General features: G+C 67.1%; 10 protein-coding genes and 1 pseudogene. 7 read left to right on the top strand and 4 right to left on the bottom strand.

Annotated features, from left to right (window positions below):
* Position 1 precedes the first annotated feature (1 nt).
* From K8O92_26695 to ppsA, 4 genes are all read left to right on the top strand, one after another.
* Positions 2-910 carry a DUF302 domain-containing protein gene (locus K8O92_26695; protein ID UAK31358.1) on the top strand — a complete coding sequence of 303 codons (909 nt, stop codon included), beginning with the start codon at positions 2-4 and terminating at the stop codon, positions 908-910.
* A gap of 32 nt (positions 911-942) precedes the next feature.
* Positions 943-3,645: a cation-transporting P-type ATPase gene (locus K8O92_26690; protein ID UAK35964.1), complete on the top strand. Its 2,703-nt coding sequence runs from the start codon at positions 943-945 to the stop codon at positions 3,643-3,645.
* A 139-nt stretch (positions 3,646-3,784) separates the two neighbouring features.
* Positions 3,785-4,339, top strand: a complete 555-nt coding sequence (locus K8O92_26685; GenBank protein UAK31357.1) for a flavodoxin domain-containing protein — start codon at positions 3,785-3,787, stop codon at positions 4,337-4,339.
* A gap of 258 nt (positions 4,340-4,597) precedes the next feature.
* On the top strand, positions 4,598-6,904 hold the full coding sequence (gene ppsA / locus K8O92_26680; GenBank protein ID UAK31356.1) for a phosphoenolpyruvate synthase: 2,307 nt from the start codon (positions 4,598-4,600) through the stop codon (positions 6,902-6,904).
* Between the two features lie 275 nt (positions 6,905-7,179).
* Here ppsA and K8O92_26675 read toward each other — a convergent pair whose 3' ends face one another.
* The 3 genes from K8O92_26675 to K8O92_26665 all read right to left on the bottom strand — a co-directional run bounded on the left by K8O92_26675 (position 7,180) and on the right by K8O92_26665 (position 10,107).
* Positions 7,180-8,076 carry a universal stress protein gene (locus tag K8O92_26675; protein UAK31355.1) on the bottom strand — a complete coding sequence of 299 codons (897 nt, stop codon included), beginning with the start codon at positions 8,074-8,076 and terminating at the stop codon, positions 7,180-7,182.
* A 278-nt stretch (positions 8,077-8,354) separates the two neighbouring features.
* On the bottom strand, positions 8,355-9,344 hold the full coding sequence (locus K8O92_26670) for a nitroreductase family protein (protein ID UAK31354.1): 990 nt from the start codon (positions 9,342-9,344) through the stop codon (positions 8,355-8,357).
* Between the two features lie 10 nt (positions 9,345-9,354).
* Positions 9,355-10,107: an SDR family oxidoreductase gene (locus tag K8O92_26665; GenBank protein UAK31353.1), complete on the bottom strand. Its 753-nt coding sequence runs from the start codon at positions 10,105-10,107 to the stop codon at positions 9,355-9,357.
* A 327-nt stretch (positions 10,108-10,434) separates the two neighbouring features.
* Between K8O92_26665 and K8O92_26660 the strand changes: the two genes are divergently transcribed.
* Both K8O92_26660 and K8O92_26655 read left to right on the top strand, forming a co-directional pair.
* Positions 10,435-11,088, top strand: coding sequence for a response regulator transcription factor (locus K8O92_26660; protein UAK31352.1), 654 nt, complete (start codon positions 10,435-10,437; stop codon positions 11,086-11,088).
* A gap of 209 nt (positions 11,089-11,297) precedes the next feature.
* On the top strand, positions 11,298-13,001 hold the full coding sequence (locus K8O92_26655) for a GAF domain-containing sensor histidine kinase (protein UAK35963.1): 1,704 nt from the start codon (positions 11,298-11,300) through the stop codon (positions 12,999-13,001).
* Between the two features lie 275 nt (positions 13,002-13,276).
* Here K8O92_26655 and K8O92_26650 read toward each other — a convergent pair.
* Positions 13,277-14,622: pseudogene (locus K8O92_26650) on the bottom strand (phosphoribosyltransferase).
* A 323-nt stretch (positions 14,623-14,945) separates the two neighbouring features.
* Between K8O92_26650 and K8O92_26645 the strand changes: the two are divergent.
* The gene (locus K8O92_26645) at positions 14,946-16,742 is read left to right on the top strand and encodes a long-chain fatty acid--CoA ligase (protein ID UAK31351.1); all 1,797 of its coding nucleotides are present in this window, start codon (positions 14,946-14,948) and stop codon (positions 16,740-16,742) included.
* The last annotated feature ends 6 nt before the right edge of the window (positions 16,743-16,748 follow it).

The raw sequence follows: 16,748 nt of genomic DNA, 5'->3' as shown, positions 1-16,748 counted from the left end.
CATGACGCGAACCGAGGAGGCTGCGATGGAATACCAGGTGGCCCTGATCGAGTCGGCACCGGAGGTAGTGCTGCGGGTGCCCCGCGAGATCCGTCCGAACCCGAATCTGCTCGGCGCGGACATCGCCGAGGGAATGCGGGAGGTGACCCGGATCGTGCAGAGTGCGGGATTGACTGCCAGCGGCGCGCCGACGATCACGTTCTCCCAGGATCTGCCTATCGACGAGGCGATCGCGGTGGAATTCGGCGTCCCGGTGGAACCTGCGCCCACCCTCGGGCCAAGCTCCGGCGCCCAGGTGATCCTCCTGCCCGGCACCCTGGTCGCCCGCACCTGCCATCGTGGCAGCTACCGCGACCTCGGCGCGGCCTATCAGGCGCTACGACAGTGGTTGCGCGACGCGAATTATCAGCCGATCGGTCCACCAACCGAGGCGTATCTGATCGGCCCGGACGAGGTCTCGGATGCTCGGCGACTGCTGACCGAGATCCGATTGCCGGTCGCTCCTGCCACGACCATCGAGGCCAACCTCGACGCGCCGTTCGACATCGCCGTCGAACGCACCAGGGAGGCGCTGCAGCGCCACGGGCTCATCGTGACCGCCGAAGTGGACATGCAGGCAACACTGCGCGAGACGATCGGCGAGCGCATCGAGAACTACCTGGTTCTGGACGTTTGCGATCCTCGGCTGACCTTCCGCGCGCTGACCGCCGACCGGCAGTCCGGCCTGGTGACCTCGTGCCGTGTGGTGGTGCGCTCGCTCGACGACGGCACCGTGGTCGAGGCCATCGATCCCGATGTGCTGGCTCCCGTCACCGCGGGATGGGAGCTACCCCCGGTCGCCGGTGACGTACGGCGGCGGCTCCTGGGCGCCTTGGACAGCCTCCGAGACGCGGCGCCGGCATCCACGTGACCGACCTGGTCGAGCCGGAATCGGATCTGAGGATCGATCCCACGGAGCGGATCGATCTGCTGCTACGCGATCTGCGCGGCAGCCGCTCCGGACTCACCGCTCGCGAGGCCGAACGGCGTCTTGTCCATTATGGACCGAACATGCTGCGGCGGCGAGGCCGGCGGAGCTGGCAACGGGATCTGGCTCGCCAGCTCACCCACCCGCTGGCGCTGTTGCTGTGGGCCGCGGCCGGTCTCGCCGGGGTGGTCGGCATCGTCCCGGTCGCGATCGCGATCGTCGTCGTCATCGTGATCAACGCGGCGTTTGCGTTCGCCCAGGAACGGCACGCCGAGCAGGCGGTGGAGGCACTGGCCGCCTATCTGCCGATACGAGCGCAAGTCGTGCGTGACAGCCAGGTCACCGAGGTCGAGGCGACCGGTGTCGTGCCAGGAGATGTCCTTGTCATCGCCGAAGGCGACCGAATCTGCGCGGACGCGCGCCTGCTCACCGGCGGTGTCGAGGTGGATCTGTCGGAACTGACCGGGGAGTCGATGCCGGTCTACCGAAGCGCCGACGCTGTCGATGCCGGGGTGCCGCTGGCGCAGGCCCGCGAACTGGTCTTCAGCGGCACCTCCTGCACCGAGGGCGAGGCACGCGGCATCGTCTTCGCCACCGGAATGCACACCGAACTCGGCCGCATCGCCGCGCTGTCGGAACGAGTCGAGCGAGACGAGAGTCCCCTCGAACACCAAGTGCGCCGCGTCGCCTGGCTGATCGCGTTGATCTCCGTTCTGCTCGCGGCGGCGTTCATCCCGCTGGCGATGCTCGGGGCTGGGCTGTCCCCGATCAACTCCGTGATCTTCGCGATCGCTCTGCTGGTGAGCAACGTCCCGGAAGGGCTGCTGCCGGTGATCACACTGGCGCTGGCGATCGGGGTGCGGGAGCTGGCGCGCCGCGGCGCCGTGGTCAAACGTCTCAGCGCCGTGGAGACCCTCGGTTCCACCGATGTGATCTGCACCGACAAGACCGGCACCCTCACCGAGAACCGCATGCGGGTTGTCACGATCGATACCACCACTGGAACTCACGACCCTTATGCCGCACCCGGAAAGCGCGATCCCACCCTGGCCGACCTCGCCAAAGCGATCGTCGCTTGCAACAATGCGCGTCTCGCCGACGACACCGGGCCCGCCGTCGGCGACCCCACCGAGCTGGCACTGCTCGAGGCGGCCTCAGTTCTCGGGGAGCAGGTCCGGCCCGAGGAGCGGGAGCGATTCCGACAGCGTCTGTTCCACTTCGACCCGGTACACAAACGGATGTCGACTCTCGATTCCGACGAGACCGGTCGGCTGCACGTGCACACCAAAGGAGCGCCGGAATCGCTGCTGCCACTGTGCACCGCCGAACTCGGCATCGAGGGAGGCATCCGCCCTCTGCATCCGCACCGCCGCGAGCAGCTCACCGAACTCGTCGACGCCCGCGCCCGCCGAGGTCTGCGGATGCTGGCTGTCGCCGCGCGCGACCTCGCCGGTTCCGCAGCGCCACTGAACCGGCAGCAAGCGGAAAAGGATCTGGTCCTGCTCGGCTTGGTAGCGATGGAGGACCCGCCGCGGCCCGAGATTGCCGAGGCGGTGCAGCTGTGCCACGGCGCGGGTATCCGCATCATCGTCATCACCGGCGATCACGGGCTGACCGCAGCGGCCGTCGCCGGCCAGATCGGTATAACGCGCGGTACGCCAACCGTGATCACCGGTACGGAATTGGAACGGATGAGCGAGGACGAACTCGACGAACTGCTGGCGGGGCAGGCCGAACTCATCTTCGCTCGCTCGTCCCCTGAGGCCAAACTGCGCATCGCCGACGCACTACGCGCCGCTGGACACGTCGTGGCCATGACAGGTGACGGCGTCAACGACGCACCAGCCCTGCGGCGCGCCGACATCGGTGTCGCGATGGGCCGCTCGGGCACCGACGTGGCCCGTGAGGCCGCCACCATGGTGCTCACCGACGACAACTTCGCCACCATCACCTCGGCCATCCAGGCCGGTAGGCGGGTCTACGACAACATCCGGAAGTTCATCTGCTACATCTTCGCTCACACCACCCCTGAGGTGACGCCGCTACTGGTGTTCGCACTCTCCGGCGGAGCGGTCCCACTGCCGCTGACCGTGATGCAGCTACTGGCGTTCGACGTCGGCACCGAGACGCTGCCTGCGTTGGCGCTCGGACGGGAAGCGGCCGAGCCCGGTCTGATGCAACGGCCGCCCCGCAAACGCAGCGAGTCGGTGATCCGCACGCCCATGCTGCTACGCGCCTGGCTGTTCCTCGGAGTAATCGCCGCGGTCCTGGCCATGGCAGGGTTCTTCTTCGTGCTGCTGCAGGGTGGCTGGCACCTGGGCGACCCCACCGGTCCCGGCACGCCGCTGCACCATACCTACCAGCAGGCGACCACAATGACCTTCTTCGGTATGGTCGCCGGCCAGATCGGCACCGCGTTCGCCGCACGAACCGACCGTGCCTCACTCCGCTCGATCGGCGTCCTGTCCAATCCCTTGCTGTTGTGGGGTATCGCCTTCGAACTCGCCCTCGCCGCGATCATCATCTACGTCCCGGTGATGCAGAGCCTGCTCGGGACAGCCGCGCTGACGCCCGCCATGCTCGCGTTCACATTGCCGTACCCGTTCATCGTGTGGGGCGCCGACGAACTGCGGCGCTGGCTGCTGCGCCGCCGCGCGGCCGCGCCGAATCACGCGTGAGCATTCGCCTGCACGAGGGGTCCGCATTCTTCCGGCCCGGCTCGGCACGGGACTGCCGCCAATCGCTGTGACCATGGTCCCCACGGCCCGGGCACGAGGCCTCTCACCGAGCCGGAACTACACGAGGAGGCTTTTCGACATGGACCAGGACAAACACCGCATCGCGGTCGTCTACGCGACCGAACAGGGATCGACCCGTGACATCGCCGAATTCATCAGCACCGAGCTGTCGGGTCGCGACACGATCGTCGAACTGGCCGATATCGACCACGCGCCCGATCTGTCCCGATTCGACACCCTCGTGCTGGGCAGCGCAGTACACAACATGAAGTTCCTGCCTTCCGCCGCCGACTACGTGCACGCCCACCACGACGAATTGGCGCAACGGGACGTATGGCTCTTCAGCGTGGGGCTCGCCCCGGCACTGCGCGGCCCGATCGGCCGCCGCCTCGGCCGGATCGTCCCGAGGAAAATCGCCGCTCTGCGCGATTCGATCCAGGCGCACGACTACCGGGCGTTCGCCGGACGGTACGACAGTGACGGCATTTCACTGCGGACTCGACTCCTTTACCGGCTATTGGGCAAAGGACGCTACGGGGACCTGCGTGACTGGGCAGCGGTCCGTTCGTGGGCGGACACCATCGCCCGAAGTCTGCGGCTGCCACCAGCCCGCTCCACCACGGTCCAGCCGTGAGAGGCGCACACAATGAGCCATCACCGCGACCCCGTCGCGCCGGCAGCCCCCACCGCATGCGATTGGCTGCGCGCCATCGCCGATGGACGTGCCACCGAGCAGCGGGGCCTTCCGCTCCCAGGCGGGAACCGCTGACCGGGTTCGCGGGCAGGGCCCAACGGGACGAACCAGGGGACCTTCGGCCGTGGTGAATGCCGGCGGTACTGAGCGAGGCTGACAACAGACGCGACGTTCGAAGTACGACCGATCGGAGCCGTTATGGGCGATTACGTGGCCGACCTCGGTGACCTGCGGCTGGCCGATGCCGACCGTGCCGGAGGCAAGGGGGCGAATCTCGGTGAGCTGGTGGCGGCGCACCTGCCTGTGCCACCCGGGTACGCGATTCTCAAATCATGTTACGAGGAAGTGATCATCCACGGCCCGCACGGCGCCGAACTCGACACACTGCATGCCGAGGCGCTTCAGGCCGCGTCCGCGGGCGCTAACTCGGACGAACCGCGACTGGACGAGCTGTGCATCCGTATGCGAAAGCTCGTGCACCAGACACCGATGGCGGCAGGAGTGCACGACGCCGTGCTGGCCGCCTACCACCGGCTGGGCGATTCGGTTCCGGTCGCGGTGCGCTCGTCGGCGATCGGCGAGGACAGCGCGACCGCATCCTTCGCGGGAATGAATCTGTCGCGGACCAACATCCGCGGCGATGACCGATTGATGGATGCCATCGTCGACTGCTGGGCATCGCTGTTCACGCCCCGGGTACTCACCTATCGCGCCCGCCGCGAAATGTACGAACGCCCCGACATCGCGGTAGTGGTGCAGCGCATGGTGGCGGCCCGCAGGGCGGGCGTGGCATTCACCGCCGATCCGGCTACCGGCCGCAGGGATCGTGTGGTCGTCGAGGCGGCTCGTGGCCAAGGCGAGGTCGTTGTTTCCGGAGCCACCGAACCCGATACCTACATGCTCGACGCCAAGGGGCCCACGCTGATCGCCGCGCGTGCGGGCCATCAAAGCTTCGCCATCGTGTCCGGGCCCGACGGCGACCAGCGAATCGAGTTGAGCGACGACGAGGCGGCCGCTCAGGTACTCAGCGAGGACGAGGCGGTGTCGGTGGCCCGGACGGCTTTGCAGGTCCAGCAGCTGCACGGCGGCCGACCGCAAGACGTCGAATGGGCATTCGACGACCACCAGTTATGGCTGGTGCAGGCCCGGCCCATCACCACGCTCGCCGGGCAGACCACTGCAAAACCTCCGATACGCGAGCCTGCCCAGGCCCAGGTACTGCTGCGAGGTCTCGCGGCCGCCCCGGGCCGGGCCAGCGGCACCGTGCGCATCTTGCGTTCACCGGCGGAGGGCTCGGCACTGCGCGCCGGCGAAGTGCTCGTCGCGGCCATGACCAACCCCGACTGGTTGCCTACCATCTCGCGAGCTTCGGCCCTGGTCACCGACAGTGGCGGGATGACTTGTCATGCCGCGATCGTCGCGCGCGAGCTCGGTGTGCCGTGCGTGGTCGGCACTCGCACGGCGACCACGACCCTCACCGAGGGCGCGGTCGTTACGGTCGACGGATCCGCCGGCCAGATCCAGGCCGGGCGATCGGGACCGGCGCGGGCCGAACCTCGTCCGACGGCGCCGATCGCCGCTGTGGAATCGACCGCGACGCGCATCTATGTCAACCTTGCGCTCCCGGAGGCCGCCGAACGTGTCGCGGCTACCGAGGTCGACGGAGTCGGATTGCTGCGAGCGGAGACGCTGATCACGCAGGCGCTCGAGGGACGCCATCCCAGGGACCTGATCGCCCGCGGCGAGCAGGACGTCTTCATCGAGCGACTGTCCCAGTCTCTGCAGCGAATCGCGACGGCGTTTGCCCCGCGGCCGGTCATCTACCGGGCGACCGATCTGCGCAGCAACGAATTTCGTGACCTCACCGGCGGTACACGGTACGAACCGGATGAACGCAATCCGATGATCGGTTACCGCGGCTGCTACCGCTACATCCGCGAACCCGAGGTATTCGCCCTGGAGCTCGAAGCTTTGGCTCTGGTCCGAGAGCGAACCCAGAACCTGCACTTGATGATTCCGTTCGTTCGCACCCGGTGGGAGCTGGAAGCCTGCCTGGACCTGGTCGAGATGAGCCCGCTCGGCAGCCAGCGTGGACTGCATCGCTGGGTGATGGCGGAGGTCCCCTCGGTGGTGCACTGGCTGCCCGAATACGTGGGACTCGGCATCGACGGCGTCTCCATCGGCAGCAACGATCTCACCCAGCTGATGCTCGGCGTCGACCGCGACTCCACTACGTGCGCTGAACTGTTCGACGAGTCCGATCCGGCAGTGCTCGACGCGATCGGGAAAATCGTGGCGACGGCGCGACGGCTACGGATCACGTCTTCGCTGTGCGGACAGGCGCCCTCGACGCGGCCCGAATTCGCCGAATACCTTGTCCGGATGGGCATCACATCGATCTCGGTGACGCCGGACGCCGTGCCGGCGGCCCGTCGCGCGATCGCCGCCGCCGAACGGCGAGTGCTACTCGAGCAGGCGCTCTCCTCGGATGACGGTGCTCGCTGAAACTAAAAAGCCCTCCGGAGACGCCGGTCTTCGGACGACCTGCACGGGCGGTTGGACGCGAGTTGCGACAGGACCTCGGCATGCCGTCATGCCACTCGAACACCACCTGGACGGCGCAAGGCAGCGGCTGACCCCGGAAACGCTGTCCTTACCGAGCCCCAATGGCGGGTCGAAAGGCGCGAGACGCAGGCGTTCGTGCTCAGCCGCGACATCCACTGTCGCAATTCACGACCTGCGCCGAACGAGAACTGTGTGGTAGGCCGGTTTGAACGCGCTCACCGCTCACGCACGACGATGATGGGGCACTCCACCGAATGCAGCAACGCGGCACTGGTGGAACCGAGCAGCATGCCGGCGAAGCCACCGCGGCCGTGGCTGCCCACCACCAGGAGCTGTACGTCTTCGGACTGATCGAGCAGCGAGCGAACCGGCCGGTCTCGCACCAGTACGCGCCGCACCGAGACATCCGGGTAGCGTTCACCGAATCCGGCCAGATTCTCCGCGAGCAACGCGTCCTCTCGCTCTCGCACGGCATCCCATCCTGGCACGAGGTCGATGCCGCTCGCATCGCTCCATGCGTGCAACGCGACCAGTCCGACCTTGCGTCGCGAGGCTTCCTCCAAGGCGACTTCGATCGCGGGCACGCTGGTGGTGGTGCCGTCCACCCCGACGAGAACCGGTTTATCGAAGGAGACGACATCGGGTGCCGAACCCGGGCGCAGGACCGCGACCGGGCAATGCGCGTGGCGGGTGACCGCCATGCTCACCGAGCCGAGCAGCTCACGGCGGACCGCTCCGAGCCCGCGGCTGCCGACAACCAGCATTCTGGCGTGCCTGGACCTGTCCAGCAGGTCCGGGATGATCGGTTCGAGAGTCAACTCGGTGCTGATGGCCAACGCCTCGCCCGCCGCGGCCGCCCTGGCCACCCGAGCGGCCTCGGTCAGCACCCGTTCCCCGTCCTTGCGCAGCCACTGCACATCGGCTTCGGTCAGCATGGCACCGGCACCGTAGCCGGGCTGAATGGCGACGGAGGTCACTATATGCAGCCGGCACCGATGCAACGCGGCGTCCGCGGCTGCCCACGCCGCAGCGTGGTATGAGGTCGCGGATCCGTCGACGGCGACCACGATCAGATCGGTCTGCCCAGTGCGTGCAGTCGAGTTCTCGGTCATCGCGTTCTCCTCGGTCCCGAATCGTTTCTTCTGTGTCCTTGCCGATGGGTCGGCTCGTCCGGCGCCATTCGGCCATCCAGCGAGCGCTGTGAATCGCTTCGTCGACCGGTTTGCCGCCGCGACCTGCGCCGATTCGTCCACCGTCGTCGCCGCTCTGGCGATTGTCGAGGGGGTTCTGCGCCCGGATCAGCGGATTACTGCTCCGCGGCCGCGATCGCCACAGGCGAACCGCGGGCTACGGACACTGTGCCCTCGAGATCACCTCTCCGTGCGCACCATCACGAACCCGACGGGTCCAGGGGCTGAACCACCTCGTCGAGCGGGCGACGCGGAGTGGCGGGAATCGGATCGGCACTCGGGATCGCGTAACCGATCCGAACGACGATCTGCGGATATCCGGTATCGTCCAGCACGTTCGCGCGGATGCGTTTCCTGGTGCCGGCCAACTCCATCGGCTCGCTCAGCGGACACGTCGCCAAACCGAGTGTCGTGGCGGTCAACAGCACCGCACTCGCGGCTTCACCAGCGCGCAACCGGGACAATCGGTCGTCACTGCTGGTGCTCAGCAGCAGCATCCGGTCAGCGGCGTCGACATCGCGCACCACCGCCTGCGGCAATCCCGGATTCGAGAACGGACGCACCGTCGGATCGGCGCCGTCCAGCACCGCGTTGCGCGCCGGGACCCCCTGCGGCGCCGCGTGCCTGCCACTCCACTGCGCGAGTTCGGCGCCGTAGGCGAGGTCACGGGCATGTTCCCACGCTGCCTGTTCGAATGCCCGCAGCAATTGGGTCCGCGCCGGTTCTTCATTGATGTCGCGCACGAGCACCCCGGTCGCCTCCCCTGCGGCGATGATGGCCTCGATGTGCGCGGCCGGCACCTCCCAGGAGCTGTAGCGACGGCGATCGGTGCTGCGGCTGCTGATCGCGCGCGCCAACTCGACATCCTCGGCCGTGAATGCGGCGGGATGGAACTCGACGGACGCGAGATGGTCAGGCGCGGCCGGATCCGGCAGCCGATGGATCGTCGTCTCCCAACCCTCCGCGCGGGCCGCGACCCGCAGATGATGCAACACCGCACCACAACTCAACAGCAGGTCGCAACCCTCCGGGTCGGTGTGCGGCAGCCTCCGACTCTCGTCGGCATACAGATGCACGGTCTCGTGCCCGAGCCGCCAAAGCCATGGCTGGGTGTTGTGCACCGACGGCGCTCGCGCCGCGAGCGCCAACACGGATCGCAGCGTCTCGAGATCGGGATGTGTTTTCGGCATCGCTAGCCTCTCATCGGGTTTCGTCCGGCAGGCCCAGGACCTGACCGGCGGTGGCACCACCGTCGAGCACGAACTCCGAGCCAGTCGAATACGTGGCCTCGGTGACCAGGAATCGCACCATCGCCGCGACCTCGTCCGGCTCACCGAAGCGAGCCAGCGGCTGATTCGCGGCCACAGACTCGTCCATGGCCCCGGTCATCGGCGTGTGGATGGGACCGGGATGTATCGAACACACACGAACGTTCGCGCGCCCCAATTCCAGAGCGGCGGCCTTGGTCAGACCCCGCAAACCCCACTTGCTCGCGACATACGCGCCGATACCCGCGTACCCGATCAACCCAGCAGTCGAAGAGATATTGACGATCACCCCGCCGCCCGCGGCCCGCAACCGCGGCGCCGCCAGATGCATACCAAGCCAGGCGCCGTAGAGGTTCACGTCCACGACGTGCCGGAACATCACCGGAGATTCAGTCTCGACGCCCCCGAAATCGATAATGCCCGCATTGTTGACCAACACCGCCAGGGGACCGAACTCCGCCTCCGCGTCGTCCAAGACCGCGCGCCACGCGCCCTCGTCGGTCACATCCAGCCGACGGAAGATCACACCCGAACCGAGCGACTCCGCCAACGCGCTGCCCTCGTGTTCGAGCAGATCGCCGATGACGACGGAAATGTTCTCCTTCGCCAGGGCGGATACGACGGCGGCGCCGATGCCGCGTGCACCGCCGGTGACGACCGCGCTTCTGCCTTCGAGTCCGGCCATGGCGATCAAGATCCTTTCAGCTGGCTGTGCCCACTTGTTTTCGAACTCAGCATCGCGCGAACCAACAGGCATCCGTGACGGCCGAAGGTCACCGATTACCGGGCACTCTGGCCACGATCGGCCCCGCGTCGACCGCCGGTCCGCCGCACGCCGATCCGACGAGCCGGGCATCGACCCGAGGCATGGACAAAGACCGGATCGAGGCTTCGCAAGGACCACGGCGAGTGTGGACGAAGGGTCGCCTCCAAGGGACTTTGGTCGGTACCCAGCGGCCTGCCGGATGCGTAGTGTCGACCGCGCAACTGCTCCCCTGGATTGGACACCACCATGATCACGGTGTTTCTGGTCGACGACCACGAAATCGTCCGTCGCGGTCTCGTGGACCTGCTCTCCGACGACCCGGAGCTGTCCGTCGTCGGCGAGGCCGGCGATGTCGCCCAAGCCTTCGCCCGGATTCCGGCGCTGCGGCCGGACGTCGCCGTACTGGACGTCCGCCTGCCCGACGGCAACGGCATCGAACTGTGCCGCGATCTGCTCTCGAAACTCGACGATCTGCGCTGCCTGATCCTCACCTCGTTCACCGACGAGCAGGCCATGCTGGACGCCATTCTCGCCGGAGCCAGCGGCTACGTGGTCAAGGACATCAAGGGCATGGAGTTGGCGAAAGCGATCAAGGAGGTGGGCGCCGGGCGCTCCCTGCTCGACAACCGCGCCGCGGCCGCCCTCATGCAGCGGCTGCGCGCGAACACCGAGGACGGCTCGCTGGCCGCGCTCACCGAGCAGGAACGCAGACTGCTCGACCTGCTCGGCGAAGGACTGACCAACCGGCAGATCGCCCAGCGCATGTTCCTGGCCGAGAAGACGGTGAAGAACTACGTCTCCCGACTGCTGGCCAAGCTCGGCCTCGAACGGCGCACCCAGGCAGCCGTCTACGCCTCCAAACTCCGATCCCGGCCGTCCGGGTCCAGCGCCGGCTTCTGATCATCGTCAGACTTACCGGTCTTTGATAGCGCACCTCTCGACAACCGAGCTTGCCGAATAGATCGCTTCAACGCGAAGTACCGGCCGTCATCGAATGCTGATCCGGACGTGCCGGACATTTATCTAGCATAGGCTTGCAGCATGGCCGCCTGCCCTGGACAGCTTGGGACTCGGGAGCAGTCGATATGACCGATGACACGTCAGCAGGCATGTACTCGGTCCGCGATACGCTTTCGCAACTGCGGCTGCGTGAGCTGCTGGGCGAGGTCAAAGATCGCATCGAGCAGATCATCGACGCCCGCGACCGGATGGACGGCTTGATCGAGGCGATGCTGACCGTCACCTCCGGGCTGGACCTGGATCGCACCCTGCGCACGATCGTGCACACCGCCATCTCCCTGGTCGAGGCCCGCTACGGCGCGCTCGGCGTCCGCGGCCACGACCAGCAACTCACCCAGTTCATCTACCAGGGCATCGACGAGCCGACCCGCGAACTGATCGGGGATCTCCCGCAGGGTCACGGGGTGCTCGGATTGCTGTTCAGCCAGCCCACACCGATCCGGCTGGACAACCTCGCCGAGCATCCCTCCTCGGTCGGATTTCCCGCCCACCACCCGCCGATGCGCACCTTCCTCGGCGTGCCCGTCCGCATCCGCGACGAGGTCTTCGGCAACCTCTACCTCACCGAGAAGGCAGGCGGCCAGCCGTTCACCGAAGACGACGAGGTCATCGTGCGGGCCCTAGCCGCCGCGGCCGGTATCGCCATCGACAACGCCCACCTCTACGAATCCGCCCGCACCCGGCAGGCCTGGATCGAAGCCACCCGCGACATCACCACCGAATTCCTCGCCGCAACCGACTCCGATCAAGTTCTGGCTCACCTGGTGGACCACACCTGTCGGCTCACCTGCTCCGAGCGGACCTTCCTCGCGGTCGTACCGGACCCAGAGAGCTGCCACGAGGAGATCACCGAACTGGTGATCACCCACGGCGCAGGCGCCCGCAACGGTCAATGGCTCGTCGAACTGCCCTCCGGGGACAGCACCATCGCGACCGCGATCCGGGCGCACGCCCCCCAACGGCTCGACGACTCACGCCGCGCCGATCTCGGCAAGATCTTCCCCGAGGCCGGGCCTGCACTGGTACTGCCCATGCAGACACCCGACTCCACCGTCGGTGTCCTCATCGCGTTACGCAGCGTGGAGTCGGCGCCCTATGACGACGAGACCTTGAAACTGACCTCCGCCTTCACCGACCAGGCGGCGCTGGCGATGCAACTGGCCGACGCCCAGCAGCGCGTGCGGGAGCTGGACATCCTCTCCGACCGCGACCGCATCGCCCGCGACCTGCACGACCACGTGATCCAGCGACTGTTCGCCGTCGGCTTGAGCCTGCAGGGAACCGTCCCACGCACCCGCGTTCCCGAAGTACGCGAACGGATCACCGAAGCGATCACCGATCTGCAAGACGTGGTGCAGGAGATTCGGACCTCGATCTTCGACCTGCACGGCGGCGAGGGGCACAGCGGGCGGGTACGGCAACGCATCGAGGAGGCGATCCGCCAGCAGACCGCCGCCAGCGACATCCGAACCTCCGTACACATCGCCGGTCCGCTCTCGGTGATCGATCCGGAGTTGGCTGATCATGCCGAAGCCGTTGTGCGCGAGGCGGTCAGCAACACCGTCCGGCATTCCGGCGCGGAGTCGGTCTCGGTCGAGATCACCGTGGCCGACGACCTGACCATCGTCATCGAGGACGACGGGTGCGGCATGCCCCGCGAGGTCACCCCCAGCGGTCTGACGAATCTGGCCCAGCGTGCCGAACAAGCGGCCGGGACCTTCTCCGTCACACCAGGTAACGGCCCAGAAGGCAAACCCGGCACTCGGCTGTGCTGGAAAGTGCCGCTGCGCTGAACCGATAGCAGGACGGCGGGACTTCGCCGCCGCGTTAGCCGGACGGTGCTGTGCGGCTTCCGTCGACACCGCCGTCGGGCCCCGGCTGAGCAGCTCGTACAGCGGCCGCAAAGCGTTCAGGTGAGCGATGGCATCCGCTAGCAGCTGAGCGATCGAGCGCTCTTCGATCGGCGTGGGGGCCGCTGGCTCGCCGCGCCGAGTCGTCGAGCCAACATCGAGCAGGTCCACAGCGGCGGCCGACTGTTGGCGCTGCCCGGCAGGAACGCAAATCGAGATCATGATCGAGTCTCCGTCCGGCCACCCGCCGCCGACGCGGGCGCCAGCTGAGCGACCAGCCAGTCGCGGGCGAGTTCGGCGACCTTCTCCAATGCGCCCGGCTCGGCCAACAAGTGTGTGGCGTCGGGCAACACAGTCGGTGCGGTTTCGCACGACATCTCTTGCACCGCCGTGCGATGGAGCCCCAGCACTAAATGGTCGTGCCCCACCCACGACCAGCAACGTCGGTGCGCGGACCACCGCGAGTTGCCGCCCCGGCGAGATACGGCCGGCCGCCACGCGACACCACCGCGGCGATAGAGACGCTGGGATCGGCCCCGGCCCGTAGCGCAGCGGCGGCGCCCGTACCGGCCCCGGAGTACCCGATCCGCAGGCCGGCGATGTCGGGTCGACCGGTCAGCCATCGCATGACATCGAGCAGTCGCCGCGACAGCAGCTCGATATCGTAGACTCGTGACCGGTCGATCTCCTCCTCGGCAGTGAGCTTGTCGAAAACGAAGTTGGCCAGCCCGGCTCGGTTCAGCACCTCGGCAACGAATCGGTTGCGCGGGCTACGACGGCTGCTGCCGCTGCCGTGTGCGAACATCACCAGCCCGAGCGGGTTCTCCGGAATGGTGAGATACCCGGACAGTTCGCCCTAACCGAGCGGGAACTGGATGTCCTCATCACACAACGGCGGATCGTCCACCGGCATTTGGGGGAACTCGCTGCGGTCTTCCGCAGAACGAAGAAGCAGGTCGACCTCGGCGTCAGCGACTTGGCCGAAATTGTGGTACCAGCCGCCGACAGCGCCGAACCACGTGGCCATCTCCAGACAGACCACCTCATCGGCCACGTCCTGCAGTATCGCCAGCGTGTCCCGGGGAGCCACCGGGACGGCCAGCACAACGCGCTGTGCGCCTTGTTCCCACGCCACCTGGCAGGCGGCGCGAGCCGTCGCGCCGGTGGCGATGCCGTCATCGATGACGACCACGGTTCGACCCAACAGCGGGATACGCGGGTGAGCACGCCGCAGCCGCTCGGTCCGCCGTCTCAATTCGGCGCGTTCACGACGCTCTATCTCAGCGATCTCCTCGCGGGTGAGTCTTGTGTAACCGAGGACCACGTCGTTGATCACTTGGACGCCATCTTCGCCGATCGCGCCGAAAGCGAGTTCCGGCTGGTATGGGACACCGAGTTCACGTACCACGAGCACGTCCAGTGGTACGCCCAGCACCCTCGCGACCTCGTAGGCCACGGGAACACCGCCACGCGGCAGGCCCACCACGACAACATCCTCATCCCGCAGGTACTCCAGCCGTTTCGCCAGGCGACGCCCGGCGTCACGGCGATCATCGAAAAGCATCGCCGACCTCCTCTCTGGTCCAGCGTTGCCGTCCTCACCTCGTGACGGCAGGTCCGATCGTCGCCGGGCGGAGAGCCGTTGGTCCTGCGTAATCCAGGACAGCGGCGAGGGGTGACCGCCCACCGCACCACTTAGGCCCGGCGCGGGTGATGGCGCGCGGCGCAGTGCTGCAGGGTCCCTGGCGACACAGGACTTTGGTCCTCAGGCAGGACTGCCAACAGCCATCGCAGCATCGATGCGATCGGAGCCATACTCAACTGTGCGCAGCTGACTTAGGTCGAGCGCACCGTGTGCCCTTCCGGCAGCGGCGCCGAGGAGCGATCATGCACGAATTCGGATTACCGGCTTTGTACCATGTCCCTGCCGACGCGAACCTCACCGACTTGATCGAACGCAACGCCGCACGGCATCCGGACCTGACCGTGATTTCTCGCAAAGTGGGCGGTCGTTGGCGTGATGTGACAGCCGCCCAGTTCCGCAACGAAGTGTGGGCGACGGCGAAAGGATTGATCGCCAACGGCATCCAGGCCGGGGATCGGGTGGCTGTCATGTCCCGAACCCGGTATGAGTGGACGCTGCTGGACTTCGCGATCTGGTGTGCGGGTGCGGTCACGGTGCCGGTCTACGAGACCTCCTCCTCCGAACAAGTGCAGTGGATCGTCTCCGACTCCGGCGCGGTCGCCGTCGTCACCGAGACCGACAACCACACGGCCGTGGTCGCAACCGTGCGCGACCAACTGCCGAAGTTGACCCATACTTGGCAAATCGACGCCGGCGCCGCTGCCACTCTGACCACGGAGGGCACCCGTATCAGCGACACAGCCGTGGCCGAGCGGCGAGCCACTCTGTCGGCCGACGCCCTGGCGACGATTGTGTACACCTCCGGAACCACCGGCCGCCCGAAGGGCTGTCAGCTGACCCACGGCAACTTCCTGGCCGAATTGGGCAATATCACCGCTCGGATGCCGACGCTGTTCCGTACCGGAGAGTCCTCGGTGCTGTTGTTCCTGCCACTGGCCCACGTGCTCGGCCGGATCGCCGAGGTGGCGGCCGCGTACGTCCCGGTCGACCTCGCCCATGTCAGCGACGTCAAAGATGTCACCGCGGAACTCGGGGCGTTCCGGCCGACACTGATCCTGGGCGTGCCGCGCGTCTTCGAGAAGGTGTACAACACCGCTCGCGTCCGAGCCCAACTCGCCGGCCGGGAACGGATCTTCGACTCGGCGGCCGCGGCTGCCATCGCCTACAGCCGCGCCCTGGACACCGGGCGGCGAATCGGGCTTCCGCTCCGGGTCCGCCATGCACTGTTCGACCGCCTGGTCTACCGACGGCTGCGTACCGCGCTGGGCGGGCGCGCTACGCACGCCATATCCGGCGGCGCGCCGCTCGGCGAACGGCTGGGCCACTTCTACCGCGGCGTCGGATTCACCGTGCTCGAAGGTTATGGGTTGACCGAGACGTGCGCGGCCGCCACGTTCAATCCGGATGACCGGCCGAAGATCGGTACGGTCGGCCAGCCGCTCCCCGGTTCCTCCGTCCGCATCGACGACGACGGCGAAATACTGCTGCGAGGACCGAATGTATTCACCGGATACTGGAACAACCCACACGCCACCGCCGACACGTTCCGCGGTGGCTGGTTCGCCACCGGCGATCTCGGCACGCTCGACGACGACGGATACCTCACCATCATCGGACGCAAGAAGGAGATCATCGTGACCGCAGCCGGCAAGAACGTTGCCCCTGCGATGATCGAAGACCGCATCCGCGCCCACGCCATCATCGGAGAGGTGATCGTCCTCGGCGACGGCAAGCCGTTCATCAGCTGCCTGGTGACCGTCGATGCCGAGCACTTCCCCACCTGGAAGCAGCTCAATGGCAAGCCCGCCGATGCCACCATCGCCGACCTCGCCTCCGATTCCGACTTGCTCGCCGCCATCCAGGCCGCCATCGATGATGGTAACCAAGCCGTCTCCCAGGCCGAGGCCATCCGCAAATTCCGGCTGCTGCACACCGAGCTCACTGAGGCCAATGGTTACATCACCCCGTCGTTGAAGCTCAAACGCAACATCGTGCTCCGCGACTTCGCCACGGAGATAAGCGCGATGTACAGCGAGTGAACGCGA

It is taken from the genome of Nocardia asteroides (assembly GCA_019930625.1).
Classification (GTDB): Bacteria; Actinomycetota; Actinomycetes; order Mycobacteriales; family Mycobacteriaceae; genus Nocardia; species Nocardia sputi.
This window is presented reverse-complemented; position numbering and strand designations above follow the sequence as displayed.

Coding starts and splice junctions, on each gene's coding strand:
- K8O92_26695 (UAK31358.1), top strand. CDS start 2: ATGACGCGAACCGAGGAGGCTGCGATGGAATACCAGGTGGCCCTGATC.
- K8O92_26685 (UAK31357.1), top strand. CDS start 3,785: ATGGACCAGGACAAACACCGCATCGCGGTCGTCTACGCGACCGAACAG.
- ppsA (UAK31356.1), top strand. CDS start 4,598: ATGGGCGATTACGTGGCCGACCTCGGTGACCTGCGGCTGGCCGATGCC.
- K8O92_26675 (UAK31355.1), bottom strand. CDS start 8,076: ATGACCGAGAACTCGACTGCACGCACTGGGCAGACCGATCTGATCGTG.
- K8O92_26670 (UAK31354.1), bottom strand. CDS start 9,344: ATGCCGAAAACACATCCCGATCTCGAGACGCTGCGATCCGTGTTGGCG.
- K8O92_26665 (UAK31353.1), bottom strand. CDS start 10,107: ATGGCCGGACTCGAAGGCAGAAGCGCGGTCGTCACCGGCGGTGCACGC.
- K8O92_26660 (UAK31352.1), top strand. CDS start 10,435: ATGATCACGGTGTTTCTGGTCGACGACCACGAAATCGTCCGTCGCGGT.
- K8O92_26655 (UAK35963.1), top strand. CDS start 11,298: ATGTACTCGGTCCGCGATACGCTTTCGCAACTGCGGCTGCGTGAGCTG.
- K8O92_26645 (UAK31351.1), top strand. CDS start 14,946: ATGCACGAATTCGGATTACCGGCTTTGTACCATGTCCCTGCCGACGCG.